The organism is Rhodobacter xanthinilyticus, assembly GCF_001856665.1.
Classification (GTDB): Bacteria; Pseudomonadota; Alphaproteobacteria; order Rhodobacterales; family Rhodobacteraceae; genus Rhodobacter; species Rhodobacter xanthinilyticus.
In genome coordinates, this window is the sequence record NZ_CP017781.1 from 2,306,370 (window position 1) to 2,330,265 (window position 23,896).

22 protein-coding genes are annotated in these 23,896 nt (G+C 69.7%); 13 read left to right on the forward strand and 9 right to left on the reverse strand.

All coding sequences use genetic code 11. The annotated features are described in order from the left end of the window. Positions 1 to 22: 22 nt before the first annotated feature. Positions 23 to 607 carry an MgtC/SapB family protein gene (locus LPB142_RS11220; protein WP_068766590.1) on the forward strand — a complete coding sequence of 195 codons (585 nt, stop codon included), beginning with the start codon at positions 23 to 25 and terminating at the stop codon, positions 605 to 607. A 3-nt stretch (positions 608 to 610) separates the two neighbouring features. Here LPB142_RS11220 and ftsY read toward each other — a convergent pair whose 3' ends face one another. Then, positions 611 to 1,648 carry a signal recognition particle-docking protein FtsY gene (gene ftsY, locus LPB142_RS11225; RefSeq protein WP_068766589.1) on the reverse strand — a complete coding sequence of 346 codons (1,038 nt, stop codon included), beginning with the start codon at positions 1,646 to 1,648 and terminating at the stop codon, positions 611 to 613. A gap of 179 nt (positions 1,649 to 1,827) precedes the next feature. Continuing rightward, positions 1,828 to 2,463 carry a lysoplasmalogenase gene (locus tag LPB142_RS11230; RefSeq protein ID WP_068766588.1) on the reverse strand — a complete coding sequence of 212 codons (636 nt, stop codon included), beginning with the start codon at positions 2,461 to 2,463 and terminating at the stop codon, positions 1,828 to 1,830. Positions 2,464 to 2,560: 97 nt separating this feature from the next. On the opposite strand from LPB142_RS11230, the gene LPB142_RS11235 reads away from it, so the two are divergent. Together LPB142_RS11235 and LPB142_RS11240 are read left to right on the forward strand one after the other, a co-directional pair. After that, entirely contained in the window at positions 2,561 to 3,667 is a 1,107-nt protein-coding gene (locus LPB142_RS11235) for an alkane 1-monooxygenase (protein WP_083392670.1), read from the forward strand. A gap of 69 nt (positions 3,668 to 3,736) precedes the next feature. After that, a complete protein-coding gene (locus LPB142_RS11240; RefSeq protein WP_071166427.1) occupies positions 3,737 to 4,138 on the forward strand; it encodes a hypothetical protein in 402 nt (133 codons plus the stop codon). Positions 4,139 to 4,264: 126 nt separating this feature from the next. Here the strand turns inward: LPB142_RS11240 and xseA are convergent, their stop codons facing one another. Next, complete coding sequence (xseA, locus tag LPB142_RS11245; protein WP_071166428.1) at positions 4,265 to 5,818, reverse strand: exodeoxyribonuclease VII large subunit; 1,554 nt, start codon at positions 5,816 to 5,818, stop codon at positions 4,265 to 4,267. 66 nt (positions 5,819 to 5,884) lie between these two features. On the opposite strand from xseA, the gene purD reads away from it, so the two are divergent. Then, positions 5,885 to 7,147, forward strand: coding sequence for a phosphoribosylamine--glycine ligase (gene purD / locus LPB142_RS11250; RefSeq protein ID WP_068766585.1), 1,263 nt, complete (start codon positions 5,885 to 5,887; stop codon positions 7,145 to 7,147). 147 nt (positions 7,148 to 7,294) lie between these two features. On the opposite strand, the gene LPB142_RS11255 is transcribed toward purD, so the two are convergent. Beyond that, complete coding sequence (locus LPB142_RS11255; protein WP_071167230.1) at positions 7,295 to 8,674, reverse strand: L-serine ammonia-lyase; 1,380 nt, start codon at positions 8,672 to 8,674, stop codon at positions 7,295 to 7,297. Positions 8,675 to 8,861: 187 nt separating this feature from the next. On the opposite strand from LPB142_RS11255, the gene rpiA reads away from it, so the two are divergent. From rpiA to LPB142_RS11280, 5 genes are all read left to right on the forward strand, one after another. Beyond that, positions 8,862 to 9,647, forward strand: coding sequence for a ribose-5-phosphate isomerase RpiA (rpiA, locus tag LPB142_RS11260; RefSeq protein WP_071167231.1), 786 nt, complete (start codon positions 8,862 to 8,864; stop codon positions 9,645 to 9,647). Between the two features lie 150 nt (positions 9,648 to 9,797). After that, complete coding sequence (gene gorA / locus LPB142_RS11265; RefSeq protein WP_071166429.1) at positions 9,798 to 11,153, forward strand: glutathione-disulfide reductase; 1,356 nt, start codon at positions 9,798 to 9,800, stop codon at positions 11,151 to 11,153. Positions 11,154 to 11,209: 56 nt separating this feature from the next. Continuing rightward, a complete protein-coding gene (gene hflK, locus LPB142_RS11270; protein ID WP_071166430.1) occupies positions 11,210 to 12,349 on the forward strand; it encodes an FtsH protease activity modulator HflK in 1,140 nt (379 codons plus the stop codon). Then, positions 12,349 to 13,230 carry a protease modulator HflC gene (gene hflC, locus LPB142_RS11275; protein WP_068766581.1) on the forward strand — a complete coding sequence of 294 codons (882 nt, stop codon included), beginning with the start codon at positions 12,349 to 12,351 and terminating at the stop codon, positions 13,228 to 13,230. The genes hflK and hflC overlap by 1 nt, the downstream gene beginning before the upstream one ends. A 420-nt stretch (positions 13,231 to 13,650) precedes the next feature. Then, entirely contained in the window at positions 13,651 to 15,081 is a 1,431-nt protein-coding gene (locus tag LPB142_RS11280; protein WP_068766750.1) for a DegQ family serine endoprotease, read from the forward strand. Positions 15,082 to 15,129: 48 nt separating this feature from the next. Here LPB142_RS11280 and LPB142_RS11285 read toward each other — a convergent pair whose 3' ends face one another. Further along, entirely contained in the window at positions 15,130 to 15,666 is a 537-nt protein-coding gene (locus tag LPB142_RS11285) for a peptidoglycan-binding domain-containing protein (protein ID WP_071166431.1), read from the reverse strand. A gap of 192 nt (positions 15,667 to 15,858) precedes the next feature. On the opposite strand from LPB142_RS11285, the gene fdxE reads away from it, so the two are divergent. After that, positions 15,859 to 16,182, forward strand: coding sequence for a ferredoxin FdxE (gene fdxE, locus LPB142_RS11290; RefSeq protein WP_068766579.1), 324 nt, complete (start codon positions 15,859 to 15,861; stop codon positions 16,180 to 16,182). Positions 16,183 to 16,210: 28 nt separating this feature from the next. Here fdxE and LPB142_RS11295 read toward each other — a convergent pair whose 3' ends face one another. Continuing rightward, a complete protein-coding gene (locus LPB142_RS11295; protein WP_068766578.1) occupies positions 16,211 to 16,483 on the reverse strand; it encodes a DksA/TraR family C4-type zinc finger protein in 273 nt (90 codons plus the stop codon). A gap of 202 nt (positions 16,484 to 16,685) precedes the next feature. Between LPB142_RS11295 and purU the strand changes: the two genes are divergently transcribed. Together purU and LPB142_RS11305 are read left to right on the forward strand one after the other, a co-directional pair. Further along, on the forward strand, positions 16,686 to 17,570 hold the full coding sequence (purU, locus tag LPB142_RS11300; protein WP_068766749.1) for a formyltetrahydrofolate deformylase: 885 nt from the start codon (positions 16,686 to 16,688) through the stop codon (positions 17,568 to 17,570). Between the two features lie 253 nt (positions 17,571 to 17,823). Continuing rightward, on the forward strand, positions 17,824 to 18,774 hold the full coding sequence (locus LPB142_RS11305) for a DMT family transporter (protein WP_071166432.1): 951 nt from the start codon (positions 17,824 to 17,826) through the stop codon (positions 18,772 to 18,774). On the opposite strand, the gene LPB142_RS11310 is transcribed toward LPB142_RS11305, so the two are convergent. Then, positions 18,686 to 19,354: a thiamine diphosphokinase gene (locus tag LPB142_RS11310; RefSeq protein ID WP_071166433.1), complete on the reverse strand. Its 669-nt coding sequence runs from the start codon at positions 19,352 to 19,354 to the stop codon at positions 18,686 to 18,688. The genes LPB142_RS11305 and LPB142_RS11310 overlap by 89 nt on opposite strands. A gap of 143 nt (positions 19,355 to 19,497) precedes the next feature. Between LPB142_RS11310 and LPB142_RS11315 the strand changes: the two genes are divergently transcribed. Then, positions 19,498 to 22,224 (forward strand): hypothetical protein, encoded by a 2,727-nt coding sequence (locus LPB142_RS11315; RefSeq protein WP_198037827.1) that lies wholly within the window; start codon positions 19,498 to 19,500, stop codon positions 22,222 to 22,224. A 43-nt stretch (positions 22,225 to 22,267) separates the two neighbouring features. On the opposite strand, the gene LPB142_RS11320 is transcribed toward LPB142_RS11315, so the two are convergent. Both LPB142_RS11320 and LPB142_RS11325 read right to left on the reverse strand, forming a co-directional pair. Further along, positions 22,268 to 22,501, reverse strand: coding sequence for a DUF2842 domain-containing protein (locus LPB142_RS11320; RefSeq protein WP_071166435.1), 234 nt, complete (start codon positions 22,499 to 22,501; stop codon positions 22,268 to 22,270). A gap of 88 nt (positions 22,502 to 22,589) precedes the next feature. After that, positions 22,590 to 23,888 carry an adenylosuccinate synthase gene (locus LPB142_RS11325; protein ID WP_071167232.1) on the reverse strand — a complete coding sequence of 433 codons (1,299 nt, stop codon included), beginning with the start codon at positions 23,886 to 23,888 and terminating at the stop codon, positions 22,590 to 22,592. Between the last annotated feature and the right edge of the window lie 8 nt (positions 23,889 to 23,896).

Here is a 23,896-nt window from a genome sequence, read left to right on the forward strand (position 1 = left end):
CGCCCTCAAAAGGTTGAAATCCATGTCGTTTCTCGACCCCCTCTGGTCCGATCTCGCGGCCTCCTTCACCGCCACCCCGGCGCCGGTGGCGACGCTGCGGCTCGTCGCGGCGATGGTGATGGGCGGGCTGATCGGCTTCGAGCGCGAATGGCACCATAAGCCCGCGGGCCTGCGCACCCATATGCTGATCTCGGTGGCGGCGGCGCTCTTTGCGCTTTTGTCCTTCGAGTTGCTGGAGATCTCGCGGCAGTTGGGCGGCGCGGAGACCGGCGCGCGCAATGATATCTTGCGGCTGATCGGCGCGGTGACCTCGGGGGTGGCGTTCTTGGCGGCGGGCACGATCGTGGTCAACGCGGGCCGCGTGAAGGGGCTGACGACGGGCGCGGGAATGTGGCTGGCGGGCGCGGTGGGGCTGGCCTGCGGCACCGGGCGGATCGGGCTTGCGGGCCTCGCGGCGGGGCTCACGGTCGTTGTGCTGTGGCTCTTCCGGCGGCTCGAGGATGCGGTCGAGCACAAGGCCGCGCGCGAGGCCGCCGAAGAGGCCGCCGCCCGCGCCGAAGCCGGCCTGCTCGCCCGCGCGCGCCACCCGGGCTCGGAGGCCGAGTAACCCTCAGCGCTCCGCGCCAACGAGCGCACGGGCGAATTCCTCCGGGTCGAAGGGCGCCAGATCGTCGATCTGCTCGCCCACCCCGATCGCATGGATCGGCAGCCCGAACCGATCGGCGAGCGCGACCAGCACGCCCCCCTTCGCGGTGCCGTCGAGCTTGGTCATGACGAGCCCCGAGACATCGGCGATCTTCGAGAAGATCTCGACCTGGCTGAGCGCGTTCTGGCCCGTCGTCGCATCGAGCACGAGGAGCGTGTTATGCGGCGCGCTCGGGTCCTTCTTGCGGATCACGCGGACGATCTTGGCGAGCTCCTCCATCAGATCGGCGCGGTTTTGCAGCCGCCCGGCGGTGTCGATCATCAAAAGATCGGCGCCCTCGGCCTCGGCCTTGGTCATCGCATCGAAGGCGAGCGAGGCCGGGTCCGAACCCTCGGGCGCGGTCAGAACCGGCACCCCCGCGCGCTCGCCCCAGACCTTGAGCTGCTCGACGGCCGCCGCGCGAAACGTATCGCCCGCCGCGATCACCACGCTCTTGCCCGCGGCCTTGAACTGGCTCGCGAGCTTGCCGATCGTCGTGGTCTTGCCCGAGCCGTTGACGCCCACCACCAAAACCACCTGCGGGCGCTTGGGGTAGATCGGCAGGGGCCGCGCCACCGGGCCCATGATCCGCGCCACCTCATCGGCCAGCAAGCCCTTGATCTCCGGCACGGAAAGGCGCTTGCCCATGCGCCCCTCGGCGATATTGGCCGAGACCCTGAGCGCCGTCTCCACCCCCATGTCGGAGGCGATGAGCAGCTCCTCGAGGCTCTCGAGCATCTCGTCATCGAGCACCCGGCGCGGCGCGGCCTCCTCGCCGCCCCGCCCGATCAGCCGCCCGAAGAAGCCGGGCTTCTTCCCGGCCTCGGGCGCAGGCAGGCTCTCGGGCGCGCTCTCGGGCGCCGCCTCCACCGCACCGCCCTCCGAAACGATCGCCTCGAGCCCCTCCTCGAGTTTCGTCGATGAACGGGTCAGACGGGATTTCAGCTTGTTGAAAAACGACATCGGCGGGCCTCCGGGTTTCTTCTCCCCTATCCAATCCGCGCGCGCGATGGAAGGGGATTGCGCCTCCCCCCCCCGGCCCCGGCGCCCCGCACAGGCCGCGCTTGCGTATTTTTGCCAAGAAGAAACGGCAAGGGCGCGCCCTCTCCCTTCTTCTTGGTCCAAATACGCAAAATCCGCCCTCACCCCACCGCGCCCAGCCCGATCAGCGCCTGCCCGCCCCAATAGAGCCCCCAAAGGAGCCGCGCCACGACGGCACGCAGGAGCGGATAGCGCGGTGCCGCGGGCGCAAGGCCGAAGGTCTCGATCGCCAGAAGCAGATCCGAGACCACGAAAAGCGCCGCCCCCGCCACCAGCATCGGCGCCCCGTCGAGCCCCGCCGCCGCCCCCGCCATCGCCAAAATGACGAGAATATAGCCCCGCACCGGCCATTTGAGCGCCCCCGCCCGCGGCGCGACCCAGCGCTCGACCGCGCCGCCGAAACTATAGAGCAAGATCACCGGCCCCGCGCCGGGCCACGCGACGCCCTGCGCCCAAAACGCCGCGAGATAGGCCAGATGCCCGCCCGCAAAGGCCGCCATCCCCGCCAAAAACGCCCGCTCGCCTGGGCGCGAGAGCGCGAAATCCCCCGCCGCGCCGAGCACGAGCCCCGCCACGATCGCCCCCGGCGCTCCCGCCAGCGCCGCCGCCCCCGCGAGAGCGAGAACCGCCCCCGTCTTCACCGCGCTTTTCACCGCACCCGGCCCCTCGGCGGCAAAGCGCAGGGCGTAAACCGCCGCCAAAACCGCACCCAGGATCAGCAAACCACTCGAAGCCATGGCGCAACAGGAGCGGATTTTCTCGCCCCGATCAAGCCTTTGCCCTCGCGCCCGCCGCCGCCCGGGCGCTATCGTTGCGGCAATTTCGGAGGTTCCGATGCAGCTCCCTGCGTTTCTCGCCCCCCTCGCCCGGATCGGCCGCGAGGTGCCGCCCGTGCGGCTCTTTGCGCTGACCACCTTCGCGCCGGTGCCGCTTTTGCTCCTCGGCGGGCTCGCGGGCGGGGCCGTCGCCTGGGCCGCGCTCCTCTATATCACCGCGCTGATCTACGCGCTCGACCGGCTGATCGCCCGCGCCGCCCCCGACGCGCCCGAAGGCGCCGAATTTCCCGCTGCCGACCGGCTCTCGGTGGCGCTCGGGGGGGCGCATTTCCTGCTTCTCTTCGCCGCCGTCTCGGCAATCTCAGGCGCGACGCATCTCGACGCCCCCTCACGCATGGCGCTGTTCCTCGCCTTCGGCCTCTTCTTCGGGCAGGTGTCGAATTCGAACGCGCACGAGCTGATCCACCGCACCGACAAACGCCTCTTCGCGCTCGGCAAATGGGTCTATATCTCGCTCCTTTACGGCCATCACACCTCGGCGCATCGGCTCGTGCACCACCGCTTCGTCGCCACCCCCGATGACCCCAATTCCGCGCCCCTGGGCGAGAGCTACTGGGCCTTCGCGCCGCGCGCCTGGAGGGGCGCCTTCATCGCGGGCTTCGAGATGGAGCGCGCCCGCGCGGCGCGGCTGAGCGGGCGCGTTTGGCGCACGCGGCTTGCGCGCCTGACCCCCTACCCGACCTATCTGATCGGCGGGCTGTGGTTTGCGCTCCTCTTCACGATCCTCTTCGGCGGCGCGGGGCTTGCCGCCTATCTCGGCCTTTGCGCCTACGCACAGATCCAGCTTCTCCTCTCCGATTATGTGCAGCATTACGGGCTCGAGCGGCGCGCGCTCGGCGATGGCTCCTTCGAGCCGGTGACCGAGGCCCATAGCTGGGATGCCCCCGATCCGGTCTCGGCGCTCTGGATGCTGAATGCGCCGCGCCATTCCGATCACCACGCCCACCCCGCGCGCCCCTATCCCGCGCTGATCTTGGGCGACATGGCGGCGCCGGGGCGACCGGTGCTGCCGCGCAGCCTGCCCGCGATGGCGGCGATCGCGCTTTTCCCGCCGCTCTGGCGGCGGGTGATGGACAAACGCGTGCGCGCGCTGCGCGCGGGCTGAGCCTCACGCATTGGTGGGTTTCGCCGCGCGCGCCCGCGTGGCAGTCTCGGCCGAGTTCTGGAGAGACCGATGACCCGTTTGCTGCCCCTGCTCGCCGCGCTTGTCCCCCTCAGCGCCGCCGCCCAAGACCTCGCCCCCCTCGATGCCGCGGGCTTCGAGGCGCGCACTCAGGGCAAGACCATCACCTATTCGGCCGGCGGGCTGCCCTATGGCACCGAACAATATCTGCCCGGGCGCCGGGTGATCTGGGCCTTCACCGCCGAGGAATGCCGCGAGGGCAGCTGGTTTCAGCAAGGCGCAGAGATCTGCTTCGATTATGGCGACGAGAGCGGGCTGCAATGCTGGCAGTTCTTCGACACGCCCGCGGGCCTGAGCGCGCGCTTTGCAGGCGCGTCCGAGAGCGAACCGCTCGTGTCGCTTCAGGAAACTGCCGAGCCGCTCGCCTGCCCGGGGCCGAAGATCGGCGCCTGAGCCCGACCCCGGCGCCCCCGGGCTGGCCGCGCTTGCGTATTTTTGCCAAGAAGAAACGGCAAGCGCGCGCCCTGCCCCTTCTTCTTGGTCCAAATACGCAAAAGACCGCAACCAGAGGCGCGAAGCTCAGAAGAGTGAGCCCTGTTCGGGCGGCGTGTCCTTGCGCGGGGGCTTCGCGCGGGCGGTTTTTGGCGCGGGGCTCGCCTCGGGGGCCGGGGGGGCGGCGGGCGGCGGCGGGCTTTCGGTCGTTTGCGCGCCGATCCGGCCATCGTGGAATTCGATCTCGAGCGCCCCGGCGGCGGCGGCCTGTGCGCGCGCGGTGATCAGCCCCGGCGCGCCGCGCACCACCGCATAGCCGCGCCGCAGCGTCTCGGTATAGCCGAGCGTCTGGCGCATCCGATCAAGCCGCGCGAGCCGCTCGGCCAGCGCCGCGAGCCGCGCCTCGGGGGCGCGCGCGAGCCGCTCGGCAAGCCCCTCGAGCGCGGCGCGGTTGCGCGCATTCATCCGCGCGGCCTCGGCGCGGTTGCGCGCGAGCGCAGGCGCGAGCCGCCCCGAGAGCCCAGCGAGCCGGTCGCGCTCATGGCGCATGAAGCGCGCCAGAATCTGCGGCCCGATCAGCGCGGCAAGCGGCGCAAAGGCCGCGCGTTTGCGCGTCGAGACCATCCGCAGCGCGGGCGCCAAACGATCCGACATCAGGTCAAACCGTTGCCGCGCCGGTGCGATCAGCGTCTCGGGGCGGCCGAGCGCGCGGGAGAGATCCGCCATCCGCTGACCATTGCGCTCGATGCGCCCGCGCGCCGCCCGCGCCATCCGCGCCTCCGCCTCGGCCAGCCGCGCGGCCAGTTCCGCGCGCACCGGCACCGCCATTTCGGCCGCCGCCGTCGGGGTCGGCGCGCGCCGGTCGGCGGCGAAATCGATCAAGGTCGTATCGGTCTCATGCCCCACCGCCGAGATCAGCGGGATCGCGCTCTCGGCCGCCGCGCGCACCACGCTTTCCTCGTTGAAGCCCCACAGATCCTCGAGCGAGCCGCCGCCGCGCGCCACGATGATGAGGTCCGGCCGCGGCACCGCGCCGCCGGGCGCGAGCGCGTTGAAGCCGCGGATCGCGGCCGTCACCTCGGGCGCGCAGGCCTGCCCCTGCACCGCCACCGGCCAGATCAGCACGCGGCGCGGAAACCGGTCGCGCAGCCGGTGCAGGATATCGCGGATCACCGCCCCCGAGGGCGAGGTCACCACCCCGATCACCTCGGGCAGAAACGGGATCGGCTGTTTGCGCCCCGCCTCGAAGAGCCCTTCGGCGGCGAGCGCACGGCGGCGCGCCTCGAGCATCGCCATCAAGGCGCCCGCGCCGGCGGGCTCCACCTCATCAACGATCAGCTGATATTTCGACTGGCCCGGGAAGGTGGTGAGCTTGCCGGTGGCGATCACCTCCATCCCCTCCTCGGGGCGCACCGCCATCCGCGCGACCTGGCCCTTCCAGCTCACCGCCGCGATCACCGAGCGGTCATCCTTGAGGTCGAAATAGAGATGCCCCGAGCCCGGCCGGCTGACCCGCCCGACCTCGCCGCGCACCCGCACGCGGCCAAACTCGCCCTCGATCACCCGTTTCACCGCGCCGGAAATCTCCGAAACGGTGTAATCATGGGCGTTTGAGCCGGTTGTATCGTCGAGAAGGTCCATCGCGCGCCTTGCCTGAAATCGCCCCAGAGCTTAGAAGGCCCGCAAACCGAGGCCAAGGGGGATGCGATGAATATTCTGGTTCTGGGCGGCGGCGGGCGCGAACATGCGCTGGCCTGGGCGATCAAGCAAAACCCGAAATGCGACCGGCTGATCGTCGCGCCGGGCAACGCCGGCATCGCCGCGATCGCCGAGATTGCCGCGATCGACCCCTGCGATGCGGCGGCGGTGCTGGCCTGTGTCGAGGAAAACGCGGTGGATTTCGTGGTCGTGGGCCCCGAGGCGCCGCTCGCCGCCGGCGTGGCGGATGCGCTGCGCGCGGCCGGGATCCTGACCTTCGGCCCCTCGGCCGAGGCCGCCAAGCTCGAGGCCTCGAAAGCCTTCACCAAGGAGGTCTGCGACGCCTGCGCCGCGCCGACCGCCGCTTGGGCGCGGTTTGACACGCTTGAGGCCGCGCGCGCCTATGTCCGGGCGCAGGGCGCGCCGATCGTGGTCAAGGCCGACGGGCTCGCCGCCGGCAAGGGCGTGATCGTGGCGATGACGCTCGAGGAGGCCGAGGCCGGGCTCGAGGAGATCTTCGGCGGCGCCTTCGGGGCGGCCGGCGCCGAGGTGGTGATCGAGGAATTCATGGAGGGCGAGGAGGCGAGCTTCTTCATCCTCTCGGATGGCAAGGATGTGCTGCCCGTCGGCACCGCGCAGGACCACAAGCGCGTGGGCGATGGCGATACCGGCCCCAACACCGGCGGCATGGGCGCCTATTCGCCCGCCCCGGTGCTCAGCGGTGCGATCCAGGAGCAGGTGCTCGCCGAGATCGTGCGCCCGACGGTGGCCGAAATGGCGCGCCGCGGCACGCCCTTCCAGGGCGTGCTCTACGCCGGGCTGATGATCAAGGACGGCCGCGCGCGGCTGGTGGAATACAACGTCCGCTTCGGCGACCCGGAATGCCAGGTGCTGATGCTGCGGCTCGGCGCGCAGGCGCTCGATCTGTTGATCGCTTGCGCCGAGGGGCGGCTGGGCGAGGTGCGCGCGCAATGGGCCGAGGACCATGCGCTGACCGTGGTGATGGCCGCGCGCGGCTACCCCGGCGCCTATCGCAAGGGCACGCCGATCGACGGGCTCGAGGATCTCGCCGAGGACAGCAACCACATGGTCTTCCACGCCGGCACCGCGCGGCAGGATGGCGTTCTGGTGGCCACCGGCGGGCGCGTGCTCAACGTCACCGCCCGCGGCGCGACGCTGAAAGAGGCACAGACCCGCGCCTATGACATGGTCGATGCGATCGACTGGCCCGAGGGCTTTTGCCGCCGCGATATCGGCTGGCGCGCCCTCTGAGGGCGGGCGCAGGGGGCGCTGCCCCCTCGGCCTGCGGCCTTCACCCCCGGGATATTTTCACATCGTTGAAAACGGCCGTTGTTTCAATGATGCGATAAATATCCCGGGGGGCCCGGAACGGGCGGGGGCAGCGCCCCCTCCCCGGTCTCAGCAGTTGGGCACGTTGACCGCAAGCCCGCCGAGGCTCGTTTCCTTGTAATGCTCATGCATGTCGCGGCCGGTCTGGCGCATCGTCTCGATCGCGGCATCGAGGGGCACGAAATGCGTGCCGTCGCCGCGCAGCGCGAGGCTTGCCGCCGAGATCGCCTTGATCGCGCCGAGCCCGTTGCGCTCGATACAGGGCACCTGCACGAGGCCCTTCACCGGGTCGCAGGTCATCCCGAGGTGATGTTCGAGCGCGATCTCGGCGGCGTTCTCGATCTGCTCGGGCGTGCCGCCCAGCACCGCCGCGAGCCCCGCCGCCGCCATCGCCGCGGCCGAGCCGACCTCCGCCTGGCAGCCGCATTCGGCCCCGGAGATCGAGGCATTGACCTTGATCAGCCCGCCGATCGCCGCCGCGGTGAGCAGGAACTCCCCCACCCGCGCGCGGCTCGCGCCCGGCACATGGTCGAGCCAGTAGCGGATCACCGCCGGCACCACCCCCGCCGCGCCGTTCGTCGGCGCCGTGACAACCTGCCCGCCGGCCGCGTTTTCCTCGTTCACCGCCATCGCATAGGCCGAGATCCAGTCGTTGACGGTATGGGGCGGCGCGAGGTTCATCCCGCGCTCGGCCAGAAGCGCCTCATGGATCGCCTTGGCGCGCCGCTTCACGCTCAGCCCCCCCGGCAAGATCCCCTCCGTCGCGAGCCCGCGCGAGAGGCAATCGTCCATCACCTGCCAGATCCGGGCGAGCCCCGCCTCGATCTCCGCCTCGGAGCGGAACTTGCGCTCATTGGCGCGTTTCATCGCCGCGATCGAGCGCCCCGAGCCCGCCGCCATGGTCAGCATTTCCTCCGCCGAGCGGAACGGGAACGGCACCGGCGAGGGCGCCGAGAGCGCGCGATCATCGACCGCCGCCGCCTCGGCCGCGGTCAGAACGAAGCCGCCCCCGATCGAATAATAGGTCTCCTGCAAGAGCACATCGCCCTCGGCATCGAGCGCCTCGATCACCATGCCATTGGCATGGCCGGGCAGCGCGGGGCCGTAATCGAAGACGAGATCATGGGCGGGGTCGAAGGCAAGCGCGCCGAGCCCCGGCGGGGTCAGCACGCGGGTCTCGCGGTTGGCCGCGAGCGTGGCCTCGGCGGCCTCGGCATCGTAGCTTTCGGGCACGAAGCCCGCGAGGCCGAGGATCGTCGCGCGGTCGGTCGCATGGCCCTTGCCGGTGAAGGCGAGCGAGCCATGAAGCCGCGCGCGCAGCCCATGGGCGGCAAAAGGCGAGCCGCGCAGCCGTTCGAGGAATCGCGCCCCCGCCACCATCGGCCCCATCGTATGGGACGAGGACGGCCCCACGCCGACCTTGAAAATATCAAAGACTGACAAAAACATCGCGTTCTCCCTCGCTCGCCCCAGCTTGCCCTGCCGCGCGGCGCGGCGCGGGCCGAAAAGCGACATTTTCCGCCTCAAAGGCGCTGCGCCCCCGCCGCCGGGCGCGCGGGCGCGATTCGGCCTCGCACGGGGCGGCGCGATTGCCTATAAGCGGCGCCAACTGCCTTCCACCCCTCAGGAGACGCCCATGCCCGCCGAACTCTCGCCGATCGACAAGGCCAAATTCGCAGCCGCCCGCCGCGCGGTGGACTTCGTCGAGGACGGCATGAAACTCGGGCTCGGCACCGGCTCGACCGCGGCCTGGATGGTGCGCTGCCTGGGCGAGATGGTCCGCGAAGAGGGGCTGCGGATCACCGGCGTGCCGACCTCCTCGCGCACCGCCGATCTCGCGCGCCAGGTGGGCATCAGGGTCGTCGGCCTCGACGAGGCGAAATGGCTCGATCTGACCATCGACGGCGCCGATGAATTCGACCCGGAGCTGAGCCTGATCAAGGGCGGCGGCGGCGCGCTTTTGCAAGAGAAGATCGTCGCGACCGCCTCGGACCAGATGATCGTGATCACCGATGCCGCCAAGGAGGTCGCCCAGCTCGGCGCCTTCCCGCTGCCTGTCGAGGTGGTGCCCTTCGGCTGGCAGACCACGCGCGCGCTGATCGAGGAGATGCTCGTCTCGATGGATGTGCTCGGCCGCTCGACCACGCTGCGCCTCAACGGCTCGCAGCCCTTCGTCACCGACGAGGGCAATTACATCGTCGATCTGCATCTCAACCGCATCGCCAACCCCCGCCAGCTCAGCCTCGTGCTCAACCAGATCCCGGGCGTGGTGGAAAACGGGCTCTTCATCGACATCTGCGACATGGTGATCATCGGCGGCGCCGATGGCAAGGTCGAGATCCGCGACATCAACGCCGGCACCGTGGCCCATGAGCGCATCGATTTCGCCGAGGATGAGAACATCTTCCGCGATCTCGACTGAGCCCGCCCCGCGCGCGCGGAGTTTCAGGCGCCCCCGGCCCCCCGGCGGGCGCCTTTTCATGCCCGCCGCCTTGCCCCGGCGGGGGTGGGCCGCTAAGTCTCGTGCAACAGGACGCAGGTGAGACGCGCGGCGCGCGCGGGAAGGATTGAGATGAGCTTCGACTATGACCTCTTCGTGATCGGCGGCGGCTCGGGCGGGGTGCGCGCGGCCCGCATCGCGGCGGGCGAGCATGGCGCCAAGGTGGCGCTGGCGGAAGAATACCGCATGGGCGGCACCTGCGTGATCCGCGGCTGCGTGCCGAAAAAGCTGATGGTCTTCGCCTCGCAGGGGCCGGCGCTGATCGAAGAGGCGCGCGCCTATGGCTGGCAGGCCGAGCTCGGCGGTTTCGACTGGGCGGGGTTCCGCGCGAAACTCGGCGCCGAGCTGAGCCGCCTCGAGGCGATCTATCGCCGCGGGCAGGAGGGCGCGGGCGTCACCGTCTTCGACCAGCGCGCCACCGTCGCGGGCGCGCATGAGGTGCGCCTCGCCGATGGCCGGGTGGTCAGCGCCAAACATATCCTCGTGGCGACCGGCGGGCGCCCCTTCGTGCCCGAATTCGAGGGCCGCGACCATGTCATCACCTCGAACGAGATCTTCGATCTGCCGGCGCTGCCCGGGCGCGTGCTGATCGTCGGCGGCGGCTATATCGCCTCGGAATTCGCCTGTATTCTCAAGGGGCTGGGCGCGGATGTCGTGCAATACAACCGCTCGCCCCTGCTGCGCGGGTTCGACACCGAATGCCGCGATCTGATCGTGGCGCAGATGCGCGCGCGCGGCATCGAGATCCATGAGAATATCGTCATCGACCGGATCGTGAAGACCGAGGCGGGCCTTGCCGTCCATTGCGGCGACGGCCGCGAGGAACGCTTCGACGCGGTGCTCTACGCGACCGGCCGGGTGCCCAATACCGAAGGGCTCGGCCTCGAGGCGGCGGGGGTGACGCTTGCGCGCAACGGCGCGGTGGTCGTCGATGAATGGTCGCAAACCAACATCCCCTCGATCTACGCGGTGGGCGATGTCACCGACCGCATCGCGCTGACCCCGGTCGCGATCCGCGAGGGCCATGCCTTCGCCGATACCGTCTTTGGCGCCACCCCGCGCAAGGTCGATCATGAACTCGTGGCCTCGGCCGTCTTCACCCAGCCCGAATTCGGCACCTGCGGGCTGAGCGAGGAGGCCGCGCGCGCGGCCGGCCCGATCGAGGTCTATACCTCGGCCTTCAAGCCGATGCGCGCGGGCTTTGCGGGCTCGGAGGCGCGGGTGCTGATGAAACTGGTGGTCTGCAAGGCGACGCGGCGGGTGCTCGGCTGCCATATCGTCGCGCCCGAGGCCGGCGAGATGATCCAGCTCGCCGCGATCGCGATGAAGATGGGCGCGACCAAGGAACAATTCGACGCCACCTGCGCGGTCCATCCGACGATGGCCGAAGAGCTGGTGACGATGCGAAAACCGACGCGCCACGCTTGAACGCGCGGCGATGAGTGCCCAAGTGGCAAGGGACGACACGGAAAGGTGAGGATGGCATGAGCAACAACGGCCCTTGGGGCGGTGGCGGTGACGACAAGGACCGCGAGGAGCGCCGCCCCGGCGCACGACGCCCCGGCGAGACGCCCGCGATCCCCGAGATCGAGGACATCATGAAGAAGGGCTCCGAGCAGCTGCGCGTCCTGATGGGCGGCAAGGGCGGCTCGGGCGGGCGCCCGGGCGGGCGGCCCGGCGGCGGCGTGCCCTCGGGCCCGGCGCTGACCGGCTCGACGCTCGGGCTTGCGGCGCTCGCGGTGGCGGGGCTTTGGGCCTATGCCTCGTTCTACACGGTCAAGCCCGAGGAACGCTCGGTCGAGCTGATGTTCGGCCAGTATTCCGCAATCGGCAACCCGGGGCTGAACTTCGCGCCCTGGCCGGTGGTCACCGCCGAGATCGTGCCGGTGACGCGCGAACAGACCGTCGATATCGGCACCGGCCGCGGCGGCGACATGGATACCGGGCTGATGCTCACCGGCGACCAGAACATCGTCGATATCGAGTTCCAGGTGGTGTGGAACATCACCGACCCGGCGAAATATCTCTTCAACCTGGCCGAGCCGGAGGACACGATCCGCGCGGTCTCGGAATCGGCGATGCGCGATATCATCGCGCGCTCCGAGCTCGCCCCGATCCTCAACCGTGACCGCGGCGCGATCGCGGCCGATCTGCGCCAGGCGGTGCAGGGCACGCTCGACAGCTATGGCGCGGGGATCAACATCGTGCGGGTGAACTTCAACCGCGCCGACCCGCCGCGCGAGGTGATCGACAGCTTCCGCGAAGTGCAGGCCGCCCAGCAGGAGCGCGACCGGCTCGAGAAAGAGGCCGATGCCTATGCCAACAAGGTCACCGCGGGCGCCCGCGGCGAGGCCGCCCAGCTCAAGGAAGAGGCCGAGGCTTACCGCGCGCAGATCGTGAACCGCGCGCAAGGTGACGCGGCGCGCTTCACCTCGGTCTATGACGAATATGTCAAGGCCCCCGAGGTCACCAAGCGGCGCATGTTCCTCGAGACGATGGGCAAGATCCTCGGCTCGGTCGACAAGGTGATCGTCGATCAAACGCAGGGCGGCCAGGGCGTCGTGCCCTATCTGCCGCTCGATCAGCTCAAGAAAAGCCAGACCACCGCAGGAGGGACCAACTGATGGCGCGCGCGCAATTCCTGATCCCCGCCGCGGTGGCGCTCGCCGGCGTCGCGCTCTCGTCGCTCTTCGTGGTGGATGAGCGCGAAAAGGCGCTGGTGCTGCAATTCGGTCAGGTCAAGCAGATCAAGACCGACCCGGGCCTCGGCTTCAAGCTGCCGCTGATCCAGGAGGTCGTGACCTATGACGACCGGATCCTGAGCCTGCCGACGAACCCGCTCGAAGTGACCCCGCTCGATGACCGGCGCCTCGTGGTCGACGCCTTCGCGCGCTGGCGGATCGTCGATCTGGTGAAATTCCGCGAGGCGGTGGGCGCGGGCGGCGAGACGATCGCCAAGAGCCGGCTCGACGGCATCCTGAACAACGCGATCCGCGAGGTTCTCGGCTCGGTGCCCTCGACGGCGGTGCTCTCGAACGACCGCACGCCCTTGATGAACCGGATCCGCGACCTCTCGAAACGCGAGGCGGCGGCGCTCGGTATCGACGTGGTGGACGTGCGGCTGACCCGCACCGACCTGCCCACGCAAAACCTCTCGGCCACCTACGACCGGATGCGCGCCGAGCGCGAACGCGAAGCGGCCGACGAACGCGCCCGCGGCGGCGAGGCGGCCCAACGCGTGCGCGCACAAGCCGAGCGCACCGTGGTCGAGGTCACCTCCGAGGCCCGCAAGGAGGCCGAGATCATCCGCGGCCAGGCCGATGCCGAAGCCAACCGCGTCTATGCCGAGGCCTATGGCAAGGATCCGTCCTTCTTCGCCTTCACCCGCGCTCTGCAATTCTATGCCGAGAGCATGAAGCCGGGCTCCTCCTCGCTCGTGACCCAGCCCGACAGCGTCTATTTCGACTATGATCGGTTCCTGAAATCGATCGGCGAGACCCGCTGACGCGATCCGGGGGGCGGCGCCGCGTCGCCCCCCGACCCGCCCGCGCAAGGGGGCCTTCTGCCCCCTCTGGCCTGCGGCCATTCACCCCCGAGGATATTTCGACATCGTTGAAGGCAAAGGACGACCTCCCCTCTTCAACGATGTGCAAATATCCCGAGGGGAAATGCCGAAGGCAGGGGGGCAGCGCCCCCTTGACCCGGCCGGCGTCTCACCGCAGCCTCACACCGAATTGACACTCCGCGACGGGCTTTCATTTGCGCGCCGCGGGCCTAGGGTATTTATCGAAGCTACGGCGGGCCAAAGCGCTCGTCGGGACGAAACCGGGAGCCTTGCATGATCCAGACCTTCTCCAACACCTCCCCCGCCGCCGCCGCCGCCGCCGCCGCTCTCGCGCCCGCGCGGCCGCGCGGCTTCGGTGCGATGCTGACGGCGAGCCTGCTCGCCGTGGCGCTGGCGCTCAGCCCGATCAGCCGCGCCGAGGCGCGCATCGCGCCCGAGGGCTTTGCCGATCTCGCCGAGCAGGTCAGCCCTGCGGTGGTCAATATCACCACCTCGACGATGGTGGCCGAGCCCACCGGGGGCGGTGCCTCGCCCTTCCCGCCCGGCTCGCCCTTCGATGAGCTGTTCCGCGATTTCGGCTTCCCGAACGGCCCGCAGCAGGGCCAGCCCGACGCCCCCGCGCCGCATCGTTCGAACGCGCTCGGCTCGGGTTTCGTGATCTCCGAAGACGGCTATATCGTGACCAACAACCACGTCATCGAGAATGCCGACGAGATCCAGATCGAGTTCTTCTCGGGCCAGAAGATGGATGCCAAGCTCGTCGGCACCGACCCGAAAACCGATATCGCGCTGCTCAAGGTGGAGAGCGACAAGCCGCTGCCCTTCGTCAATTTCGGCGACAGCGACAAGAGCCGTGTCGGCGATTGGGTGATGGCGGTCGGCAACCCGCTCGGCCAGGGCTTCTCGGTCTCCGCGGGGATCGTCTCGGCGCGCAACCGCGAGCTTTCGGGCACCTATGATGACTACATCCAGACCGATGCCGCCATCAACCGCGGCAACTCGGGCGGCCCGCTCTTCAACATGAACGGCGAGGTGATCGGTGTGAACACCGCGATCCTGTCGCCCAACGGCGGCTCGATCGGGATCGGCTTCTCGATGGCCTCGAATGTGGTCAAGAAGGTCGTCGATCAGCTCAAGCAATTCGGCGAGACCCGCCGCGGCTGGCTGGGCGTGAAGATCCAGGACATCACCCCCGACATGGCCGAGGCGATGGGGCTGGCGAGCGCCGATGGTGCGATGGTCTCCGAGGTGCCCGAGGGCCCCGCGAAAGAGGCCGGCATGCTGGCGGGCGATGTGATCACCTCCTTTGATGGCGGTGAGGTGAAGAGCACGCGCGACCTCGTGCGCCGCGTGGCCGATGCGCCGGTGGGCGAAGCGGTGCGGGTGATCGTGCAGCGCGGCGGCAAGTCGGAGACGCTGCTCGTCACGCTTGGCCGGCGCGAGCTGGCCGAGGGCGAGGCGGCGCCGGCGGCGGCAGCCAAGCCGCAAGCCGATGAAGAGGCGGTTCTGGGCATGACCGTGGTGCCGCTCAGCGACGAGATGATCGCCGAGATGGGCCTGCCCTCGGGCGCCAAGGGCGTGGTGATCAAGGATCTCGCCGAGACCAGCGACGCCTTCGACAAGGGCTTGCGCCCGGGCGATCTGATCACCGAGGCCGGTCAGCAGCCCGTCGCCTCGCCGGCCGATCTGGCCGCGCAGGTGGCGGCGGCCAAGGAGGGCGGGCGCAAATCGGTGCTGCTCCTGATCCGGCGCGGCGGCGAGCCCCGCTTCGTGGCGCTCTCGGTCGAGTGACGCCCGCCTCCCGGTCCGATCTCGAAAGGCGCCCCGCGGGGCGCCTTTTCATTTGCCGTCGAGCCAGGCGATCAGGCCGAGCTCCTGCGCGCCGCGCAGCGACAGCGTCGCGCTGTCGAGCCCGCGCGGCGCCTGATAGGCGCGGATCGCGCGATGGGTGGGCTCATCGAGCACGCCGGTGACCGGGCCGCGATAGAGCCCGCGCGCGGCGAGCGCACGCTGCAAGGTGGCGACGATCTCGGGCGTCAGATCGGCCGCACAGGGCGCGGCGAACCACCACTCCGCCCGCGGCGAGACGATCTTCTGATGGGTCTTGGTGCGATAGGTCGCCGGGCGCAGGATCTCGCCGGTGGCCGGATCGCGCTTTTCGGCGGCGACCAGCACCTGCTCGGTCTCCGTCTCGACCACCGCGGGCCGGGTCTGGCGCGCAAAACAGCCCTTCTCGCCGGGCTGCGGCCCCTCGGCGCGCCATTGCGCCGCGAGCGTCGGCGCCACCGGCCCCTCGGCGACAGGCCCCGGCGCGCATCCGCCAAGCGCCACCGCGCCCGCCACCATCGCCCCGATCCCCCAGTCCCTGCCGCGCATCGCCCTGCCCCGCTGATCAAACCGCGTCACCCTAGCGGCTTTCGCGCCCGCGCGGAAGGGCTCCAAACCCCGGCCCAAACCCGGCCCCAAAACCGCGCCCGGCGCGGCAAAGGCGCCTCTGGCCAAGCGCGCCCCCTTGGCCTACATCTGGACGAGACATCTCCCCTGGGCCTGCAAAACGGAAAGCAAATCATGGCGAAGATCATCTATATCGAACACAACGGCACCCGCCACGAGGTCGAGGTGAAACCCGGCGCGACGGTCATGGAAGGCGCGCGTGACAATGGCGTGCCCGGCATCGACGCCGATTGCGGCGGCGCCTGCGCCTGCTCGACCTGCCATGTCTATGTCGATGAAGCCTGGGTCGAGCGGCTGCCCGCGAAGGATTCGATGGAAGAGGACATGCTCGATTTCGCCTGGAACCCGAACCCGGCGACCTCGCGGCTGACCTGCCAGATCAAGGTCACCCCGGAGATCGACGGCCTCGTCGTCCATATCCCCGAAAAACAGATCTGATCGCGACAGGCCGCCCCGGGGCGGCCTTTCACTTGAGCTGGCTGTCCTTCGAGCCGCGCCGGTTGATGCCGCCCCGCGCCGCCGCGCGGCCCTTGTCACGCGCCTGCTGACAGGCCACGCAAAGCTTCACCCCCGGGATCGCGGCGCGCCGCGCCGGCGGGATCTCCTCGCCACATTCGGCGCAATCCTCGAGGCTCTCGCCCACCAGCTCGCGCCGCGCCTGCAGCCGCTTGAGCTCATCGGCGATCGAAGCGTCGATCTGTTCATTCACCGCGCCATCGCGCGCCCAGCCACCGGCCATGCATCGGGTCTCCTTTGCGCCCATGCTAGGCGCCCGTTCCGCCCGCGTCCAGCCCGCCGCCTATCGGAAACTTGCGTCGCATTTGCGACCGAAGTCACGCCGCTTTTCGCCGCCCGCCGGTCGGTTCCGGATGGCCAATCGCGTGCCATCCCGGCAAATCTGGCGCCAGATCTTCCGCCGCAAGGCCCGAAAAGGAACCCAGATGAGCTCCTACGTCCTCACCGTGCAATGCCCCACCACCCGCGGCATCGTCGCGGCCATCGCCAATTACCTCGCCGATCAGGGCTGCAACCTGACCGATTCGCATCAATATGACGACGAGCTGACCGGCCGTTTCTTCATGCGCGTGAGCTTCACCTCGGAAACCGGCGCGGGCCTCGCGGCGCTGCAAAAGGGCTTCACCCCGATCGCCGAGACCTTCGACATGGATTGGGCGATCTACGATCAGGGCGCGAAGATGAAGGTGCTGCTGATGGTGTCGAACTTCGGCCATTGTCTGAACGACCTACTCTACCGCTGGCGCATCGGCGCGCTGCCGATCGAGATCGTGGGCGTGGTGTCGAACCACATGACCTATCAGAAGGTCGTGGTGAACCATGACATCCCCTTCCACCACATCAAGGTGACCAAGGAAAACAAACCCGAAGCCGAGGCGCGTCTGCTGGCCGTGGTCGAGGAGTCGGGCGCCGAACTCGTGGTTCTGGCGCGCTACATGCAGATCCTGTCGGATGCGCTGTGCCAGAAGATGTCGGGCCGGATCATCAACATTCACCACTCGTTCCTGCCGTCGTTCAAGGGCGCGAACCCCTACAAACAGGCCTATGAACGCGGCGTGAAGCTGATCGGCGCGACCTCGCATTACGTCACCGCCGACCTCGACGAAGGCCCGATCATCGAGCAAGATACTGTCCGCATCACCCACGCCCAGAGCCCCGACGATTACGTCTCGCTCGGCCGCGATGTGGAAGCCCAGGTGCTCGCCCGCGCGATCCACGCCCATGTGCAACACCGCTCCTTCCTGAACGGCAACAAGACGGTGGTCTTCCCCGCCTCGCCCGGCTCCTACGCCTCCGAACGGATGGGCTGACCCCCGCGGGTCAGGGGGGGGCGCTGCCCCCCGCCCGTTCCGGGCTCCCCCCGGGATATTTATGGCAAGATGAAGTGCGGCCCTTTCATCTTGCTCCAAATATCCCGGGGGTGAATGCCGAAGGCAGAGGGGGCAGCGCCCCCTGCGCGCCCCTCCACGAGCCCCCGGAAGAAATCGGCGCGCGGCCGAAAAACACCGCGCGGAGGGTCGCTTTCGGGATGGACGCGCCCCGCGCATCGGGTGACAAGACCGCATGAGCGAACAGGATCGGATCTTCCCCGGCATCGCGCTGATGCTCGGGTTTTGTATCATCGCGCCCCTCATCGATGTTGCCTCGAAACTCGCGGCGCAATCGGTGCCGGTGGGCACGGTGACCTTGGGGCGGTATCTGGTGCAGGCGGCGCTGATGGCGCCGATCGTGCTGGCGATGCGGCTCAGTTGGCGGGTCAGCCGGCATGCGGGGTGGCTGCTTCTCGCGCGCTCGGCGGTGTCGATCGTGGCGACCTATTGTTTCGTGGCGGCGGTGCAGGTGATGCCGATTGCCGATGCGCTGGCCATCGCCTTCGTCGAGCCCTTCGTGATCTTGCTGATCGGGCGGTTCTGGATGGGCGAGGAGGTCGGGCCGCGCCGGCTGGCGGCCTCGGTCGTGGGCTTCATCGGCGCGCTCTTCGTGATCCAGCCCTCCTTCACCACCTTTGGCGCGGTGGCGCTCTTCCCGCTCGGCACGGCGGTCTGTTTTGCGCTCTATATCCTGCTCACCCGCGCGCTTTCGCGCCACATGCACCCCGTCACGATGCAGCTCCATACCGCGCTCGTCGCCGCCGTGCTCTGCCTGCCGCTTCTCGGCCTTGGCACCGCGGCCGGGCTCAAGGAGCTCTCCTTCGCGCAGCCCACCGGCATCTTCTGGCTGTGGTGCTTCTGCGTCGGGCTCGCCTCGACGGTCAGCCACATGTCGATGACCTATGCGCTCAAGCTCGCCCCCTCGACGACGCTCGCGCCGCTGCATTATTTCGAGATGCTGACCGCGACGCTCTTCGGCTTCCTCGTCTTTGGCGATTTCCCGAACGCGCTCACTTGGATCGGCATCGCGATCATCACCGGCTCCGGGCTCTACCTCATCCACCGCGAGCGGGTGACAGCCCGAGCCCGCAAAGCGCCGCCCGCAGAGCCGCTTTCGGCAGCAGAACCAACGCCGCTCCGCTGATCTCGAGGGTCACGGGCCCGAGCGCCTCGTTCGAGGTGCCGACCCGCCCCGCGGGGTCGAAGGCGAGCCCCTCGATCGGCCAGCGCAGCCCCGTCGAGCGCCCGCTCACCGGCCCGAAGGGAAACAGCGACACCCGCGTGCCCGGCCCGAGATCGAGCGCAAGCCGGGGCGGCGCGCGGAAGATCACCTCCTCCTCGCCGATCAGGATCACCGGGCGCGGCTCCTGCACGATATCGCTGAGCGTGGCGAGCGTATGGTCGAGCCGCAGCCCGGTGAAGCCGAGCCCGAGGAAAAACGGCGCCGCGACATGGGCGAGGCATTTGCCGAAATCGGTGCTGTCTTGCTCGGCCACCGGATGCACCCGCGCCCCGAGCCGCGCGCGCGCGCCCTCCGAGAGGCTGTCGAGATCGCCGATCACCGCCGCGGGGGTGATCCCCATGCCGAGCGCCGCATCGCCGCCGCCGTCCGCCGCCACCAGCCGCGGCGCGATTGTCAACGCCGCGTGGACATCCGCCGCCGCCACGGCCCCCCCGCCAAGCAGCGTTACACCGGTGTCAGACTGGACAATAGGCGTTTTCATACGCCATTTGATGCCAATTGCGGCAAAGAAACACAATCAAACTCGATAAAATTCCCCGCATTTGCCTTTTTTCGTTCACGCTAAAGCACCAGTTTACCTCGAATGTGGGCGCAATGAGGTTCAATAGGAAAGCGAGCGGGCCAATGGTTGGAGCGAGTAAAATCCTCACCGTGTCCTACGGGACGTTCTCGTGCACCCTCGAAGGGTTTGACGAGCCGTTCAACACGATGAAGGCAATCGCGGAATATTTCCGCGACCTGGCGGCCGACGACCGCTATTTCGGGGCCGAGCCCCCGCAGCCCGATGCGGAGATGCTCCACAAGATCGCCGAGCGCGAGATCCAGCGCCGAGTCGAGGCGAAGATCAACGCCAATGGCGTGATCTTGCGCCCCGAGGCCGTGCCCGAGATCGCCCCTGCGGCGGCCGTTTCGCCGGCGGCGCCCATGGCCGAGCCCGTGTCCGAACCCGTGCCCGAGCCCGTGTCCGAGCCCGTCGCCGAAGCCCTCGCGGAGCCTGTCGAGGCGCCTACCGAGGCGCCGGTCGCGCCCGCCGCCGAGCCGCCCGCTTCGGAGCCCGTGGCGGAAGCCCTCGACGCGCCGCAGGCGGAGCCCGCCCCCGTCGCAGACCCTGTCGCCGCCGCGCCTGTCGCCGAAGACCCTGTCGCTCCCGAGCCGGTGATCGAGGCGCCGCGGGCCGAGCCCGTCGCCGCCGCCGAGCCGGTCGTGGCGCCCGAGCCCGCGCATGTCGCGCCGGCGCTCTCGGTGCCCGAATCGGTCGCGGCGAAGCTGCAACGGATCCGCGCCGCCGTGGCCACCGCCCGCGCCGCCGCCGCCCAGCATGCCGAGCCCGCCGAGGCCGAAACCCTCGAGGCGCCCGCGGCCGAGACCCCGGCCGCGCCGCTTGCGCAGATGTTTGCCGAGGCGCCGCTGACCGAGGCCGCCGCCCCGCAAGAGGACGATCTGAGCGATTTCGCGATCGAGCCCGAGAGCGAGGATTTCGGCTATACGCTCGCAGCTGGCGCGCCCGAAGCTCTGGAGCCGGAAGCTCTGGAGCCGGAAGCGGAAGCGGAGCCCGTCGCCGAGATCGCGCCGGTCGCGGCCCCCGAAGTGCAGCCGGAGGCGGAGGTCGATCAGGCCGCGCCGGAGGCCGAGGAGGCCGAGGACCACGACGACGACGCCGAGGACGAGGACAGCGCCGAAGCCTCGGGCGATGCGCCGGAGGATTTCTTCGCCAACCGCGCCGCCCGTCGCGCCGCCCGCCGCGCCGCGCGGGAAGCGCGTGCCGCCGCCGAAGCCGCCCGCGCCGCCGCCGAGGCCCCGCGCGATGCTGCGCCGGTCGCAGAGGCGGTGAGCGTTGCGCAGCTGCCCGAGCGCGCCCCCGAAGAGGCCGAGCGTCCGCGCATTCGCGCCCGGGTCATCAAGGTGCGCCGCCCCGAACCGATCGCGCCGGCTTCGGCCGCCGCGCCCGCCGCGCCCGCCGAGCCCGGCGAGGACCGGGATGCGCTGATCGCTGCGGCGCTCGGTGCCGGGGCCCGGGCCGAGAGCGATCTCGCCTCGGGGCTGACGCCGGAGCAGGAAGACGCGCTGATGGCCGAGCTTGCCGCGCTCGAAAGCGAGCCGCTGGCGGTGGGCGAGGACACGCTTCTGGGTGCGCCGCTGGCCGCCGAGGCGCCCGCGCTGCAACTCGAGGCGGAGACGGAGACCCCGGTTGAGGCCAAGGCCGCGCTCGATCTCGAGGCCTTCGCCTTCGAGGAGCCGATGGCCGAGGACGTCGAGGACGTCGACGCGATCGAGGAAGCGGAGCTTGTCGAGGAGGAGGATCACGACGAGGCGCTGGCCGCGGTGATGGCGGCGGTGGCCGAGCCGAGCGCGGCGCCGCAATGGGCCGCGCCCGAGGCGGCGGTTGACGCCGAGGCAGACGCCGAGGAGGCGCTCATCGCCGAGCTTGCGGCGGAGATCGACGCGGCGGAAGAGGCGCCGGAGTTCGATGCGCTCGAAGAGATCGACGCGGCCGAGGAGGCCGAGAGCGACGCTGTCGCGGCCGAGGAGCTCGACGCCCCGGCCGCGCCGGAGCCCGAGGCGCCCGCCGTCCACGCCCCTCCCGCGCGCCCCGCCGCGCCGAGCCTGCCCGCCGCCCAGGACAGCGATCTCGCGCGGCTGATGGACAAGGCCGATGCGCAGATCTCGGGCAATGAGACGCGCCGCCGCTTCTCGGCGATCGCGCATCTGAAGGCCGCCGTCGCCGCGACCGTGGCCGACCGGCGGCTGAAGGGCGCGCCGAAGGCCGAGGACGAGACCCGCCCCTATCGCGACGATCTCGATCAGGCCGTGCGCCCGCGCCGACCGGTCGCCGCCGCCCATGCCGCCACCCGCCGCCCGGAGGTTTCCGGCGGCCGTGCGGCGCCGCTCGTGCTCGTCTCCGAACAGCGCGTCGATCGCACCCCGGAAACGCCGGTGTCGCCGGTCGTCGTGCGCCCGCGGCGGATCTCGAGCCTGCAGCGCGCCACGCCCGAGACCGAGGCCGAGACCGAGTTCGACGCGGAGGCTTTCGAGGCCGAGGAAGCGCCCGCCCCGGCGCCGGCAGGGGCCTCGAGCTTTGCCGATTATGTCGAGGCGCGCGGCGCGCAGGGGCTCGCCGAGCTTCTGGAGGCCGCCGCGGCCTATACCGAACAGGTCGAGGGGCGCCCGCATTTCTCGCCGCCCCATATCCTCAAGAAGGTCGCTGCGACCGATGAGGGCGCGGGCGCGAGCCGCGAGGAGCGGCTGCGGGTGTTTGGAAAACTGCTGCGTCAGGGCAAGATCGCGAAGGTCCGGCGCGGCCAATATGCGATCACCGAGGCCTCGCGCTACTACGACAGCAAGAGCGCCTGACCCGCAGCCAACGCATTGAAACGGAGGGGGTTTCCCCTCCGTTTTACTTTTCGGCGTCCGGGTCTTCGCGGCCGACTCCGGTGAACACCGGCTTGAGCGGCGCCATCCACAGGAAACCGAGCCCGACATAGACGCCAAGTTCCGCCCAGATCGGCAGCCGCCCGAAGCGCGCATCGAGCCAGCCCGTCAGGCTGACCGCGGCCACGATATAAAGCGGCAAGCCGACCACCAGAACGAGCAACGACAGGCGGCGGCGGGTTTTGTAGGACAGGCTCATCGCAGGTCTCCTTGGCCATCAGAGGCCAGATAGGAAAACGGCGGCCCTCAGGTCAAGGGCCGCCGAAAGACTGTGCCGGCGGGCCGGATCAATCCGCGAAGGGGTCGGTGACGAGGATCGTGTCGTCGCGCTCGGGGCTCGTCGAGAGCATCGCGACCGGGCAGCCGATCAGCTCCTCGATGCGGCGGACATATTTCACCGCGGCGCCGGGCAGATCGGCCCAGCTGCGCGCGCCCTCGGTCGATTGCGACCAGCCCTCGACCTCTTCATAGACCGGGGTGCAGCGCGCCTGTTGGTCGGCGGCGGTGGGCAGGTAATCGAGCACCACGCCGTCGAGCTCATAGCCCGTGCAGATCTTGATCGTCTCGAACCCGTCGAGCACATCGAGTTTCGTCAGAGCAATGCCGTTGATCCCCGAGATCGCGCAGGTCTGGCGCACGAGCGCGGCATCGAACCAGCCGCAGCGGCGCTTGCGCCCGGTGACGGTGCCGAATTCATGGCCGCGCGTGCCCAGCCGCTCGCCATCGGCATCCTTCAGCTCGGTCGGGAACGGGCCTTCGCCGACGCGGGTCGTGTAGGCCTTGACGATGCCGAGGACGAAATCGATGGCGTTCGGCCCGAGGCCTACGCCGGTGGCCGCCTGGCCCGCGATCACGTTCGAGGAGGTCACATAGGGGTAGGTGCCGAAATCGATGTCGAGCAGCGAGCCCTGCGCGCCCTCGAAGAGGATGCGTTTGCCGGCGCGGCGCATCTCGTTCATCACTTTCCAGACCGGCGCGGCATATTGCAGGATTTCGGGCGCGATCTTGTTGAGCTCGGCGATCAGCGCATCGCGGTCGATCGGCTCGAGGCCGAGGCCTGCGCGCAGCGCGTTGTGGTGGACGAGCGCGCGATCGACGCGGAGTTCCAGCGTGGCCGGGTCGGCGAGGTCGGCGACGCGGATCACCCGACGCCCGACCTTGTCTTCATAGCAGGGCCCGATGCCGCGGCCGGTGGTGCCGATCTTCGCCTTGCTGTCGGCGGCCTGCGCCTCGCGGGCGCGGTCGAGCTCGCCGTGATAGGGCATGATGAGGGGGGTGTTTTCCGCCACCATCAGCGTCTCGGGGCTGATCTCGACGCCCTGTTCGCGGATCTTGGCGATCTCGGTGACGAGGTGCCACGGGTCGAGCACGACACCGTTGCCGATCACCGACAGCTTGCCGCCGCGCACGACCCCCGAGGGCAGCGCGTTCAGCTTGTAGACCTTGCCGTCGATGACGAGCGTATGGCCCGCGTTGTGACCGCCTTGGAACCGCGCGATCACATCGGCACGGCTCGACAGCCAGTCAACGATCTTGCCCTTGCCTTCGTCGCCCCATTGGGCGCCGACCACCACGACATTGGCCATGTCTCTCT

Bases quoted from the DNA above. Each gene is read 5' to 3' on its own strand.
- LPB142_RS11220 (WP_068766590.1), top strand. From the start codon at position 23: ATGTCGTTTCTCGACCCCCTCTGGTCCGATCTCGCGGCCTCCTTCACC.
- ftsY (WP_068766589.1), bottom strand. From the start codon at position 1,648: ATGTCGTTTTTCAACAAGCTGAAATCCCGTCTGACCCGTTCATCGACG.
- LPB142_RS11230 (WP_068766588.1), bottom strand. From the start codon at position 2,463: ATGGCTTCGAGTGGTTTGCTGATCCTGGGTGCGGTTTTGGCGGCGGTT.
- LPB142_RS11235 (WP_083392670.1), top strand. From the start codon at position 2,561: ATGCAGCTCCCTGCGTTTCTCGCCCCCCTCGCCCGGATCGGCCGCGAG.
- LPB142_RS11240 (WP_071166427.1), top strand. From the start codon at position 3,737: ATGACCCGTTTGCTGCCCCTGCTCGCCGCGCTTGTCCCCCTCAGCGCC.
- xseA (WP_071166428.1), bottom strand. From the start codon at position 5,818: ATGGACCTTCTCGACGATACAACCGGCTCAAACGCCCATGATTACACC.
- purD (WP_068766585.1), top strand. From the start codon at position 5,885: ATGAATATTCTGGTTCTGGGCGGCGGCGGGCGCGAACATGCGCTGGCC.
- LPB142_RS11255 (WP_071167230.1), bottom strand. From the start codon at position 8,674: ATGTTTTTGTCAGTCTTTGATATTTTCAAGGTCGGCGTGGGGCCGTCC.
- rpiA (WP_071167231.1), top strand. From the start codon at position 8,862: ATGCCCGCCGAACTCTCGCCGATCGACAAGGCCAAATTCGCAGCCGCC.
- gorA (WP_071166429.1), top strand. From the start codon at position 9,798: ATGAGCTTCGACTATGACCTCTTCGTGATCGGCGGCGGCTCGGGCGGG.
- hflK (WP_071166430.1), top strand. From the start codon at position 11,210: ATGAGCAACAACGGCCCTTGGGGCGGTGGCGGTGACGACAAGGACCGC.
- hflC (WP_068766581.1), top strand. From the start codon at position 12,349: ATGGCGCGCGCGCAATTCCTGATCCCCGCCGCGGTGGCGCTCGCCGGC.
- LPB142_RS11280 (WP_068766750.1), top strand. From the start codon at position 13,651: ATGCTGACGGCGAGCCTGCTCGCCGTGGCGCTGGCGCTCAGCCCGATC.
- LPB142_RS11285 (WP_071166431.1), bottom strand. From the start codon at position 15,666: ATGCGCGGCAGGGACTGGGGGATCGGGGCGATGGTGGCGGGCGCGGTG.
- fdxE (WP_068766579.1), top strand. From the start codon at position 15,859: ATGGCGAAGATCATCTATATCGAACACAACGGCACCCGCCACGAGGTC.
- LPB142_RS11295 (WP_068766578.1), bottom strand. From the start codon at position 16,483: ATGGCCGGTGGCTGGGCGCGCGATGGCGCGGTGAATGAACAGATCGAC.
- purU (WP_068766749.1), top strand. From the start codon at position 16,686: ATGAGCTCCTACGTCCTCACCGTGCAATGCCCCACCACCCGCGGCATC.
- LPB142_RS11305 (WP_071166432.1), top strand. From the start codon at position 17,824: ATGAGCGAACAGGATCGGATCTTCCCCGGCATCGCGCTGATGCTCGGG.
- LPB142_RS11310 (WP_071166433.1), bottom strand. From the start codon at position 19,354: ATGAAAACGCCTATTGTCCAGTCTGACACCGGTGTAACGCTGCTTGGC.
- LPB142_RS11315 (WP_198037827.1), top strand. From the start codon at position 19,498: ATGGTTGGAGCGAGTAAAATCCTCACCGTGTCCTACGGGACGTTCTCG.
- LPB142_RS11320 (WP_071166435.1), bottom strand. From the start codon at position 22,501: ATGAGCCTGTCCTACAAAACCCGCCGCCGCCTGTCGTTGCTCGTTCTG.
- LPB142_RS11325 (WP_071167232.1), bottom strand. From the start codon at position 23,888: ATGGCCAATGTCGTGGTGGTCGGCGCCCAATGGGGCGACGAAGGCAAG.